Raw genomic sequence first — 877 nt, 5'->3', positions numbered from 1 at the left:
CCGAACTTGAAAGGGTTCTGTTTTTTGGTTTTTATGCTGTTTTTAAAGCAAATTAATTTAAAAAAGGTTTTAACCCCTTTACTCTAGCCCTTTTTCAAGAGCTTGAGTTTGATTAAGATTTTTTTAACAATCCCATGAAGCCCTAAAACTCTAAGGATCTTACTAACCACCCTTTTAGCTAACGCTTTAGGCATCAAAAACCCAAAATAAATAAGCTTATTGAAAAATTTTTTCACTAAATTACAAGTTAATTCAAAAACTCTTGAATGGATTTTCCTTTCTTTAAACACAACAAACAGATACGATTTGAAAAACAAATACGGAGTCTTAAAAACAATGTCTTTTGAAGGCGTTGTTGAAGAAAAATAATGCTGCTCAGCCATTTTTGTGGTGTAAAAGCTCTCATTGGTGTGCATTTTTTTAGTGTAATCGCTCATAAAAGGGGTTTTAGCCAAAGCGTTCAGCCACAAATCCGCTTTCAAACCAAAAGGATAGTCCCAAGGCTTCACCGCCCCCCACCAAGCGTCATAGTGGATAATAGTAGGGTTTTCTCGCGCCTCTAAAATGGTTTTCTTATAATTCTCGTTTAAATACGCGTTAGAAAAATCTTTAATGGTGTAATAATAAGGGAAAACGCAATACTCAATCCCTAAAGCTTTCATGTTAGGCCAACACCATTTCGTAAAATCCAACTCCCCTTTAGCCTCATTCCCCTTTAAAAGATCATGCATTCTTAAGGTGAAATTTTTCTTGCGTTGGTAATCTAAATTGCAAAACAAAAACCCTTCCATCATATGGTGCTTTTCAACTTCTAAAACCCCATAAAAATAATTCTCATCATTTTCTTTAATGTTTAAGAAATCAGCGCTAAATTCAT

Annotated in this window: 1 protein-coding gene; it reads right to left on the bottom strand. The window is 34.2% G+C overall.

The window, feature by feature from the left end:
* Positions 1 to 83: 83 nt before the first annotated feature.
* Positions 84 to 877 (bottom strand): glycosyltransferase (locus EWZ81_RS03320; RefSeq protein WP_165549015.1); only part of this gene is annotated, 794 nt, incomplete at its 5' end.

The organism is Helicobacter pylori, assembly GCF_011140715.1.
In the GTDB taxonomy this organism is placed as follows: Bacteria; Campylobacterota; Campylobacteria; order Campylobacterales; family Helicobacteraceae; genus Helicobacter; species Helicobacter pylori_DA.
This window is presented reverse-complemented; position numbering and strand designations above follow the sequence as displayed.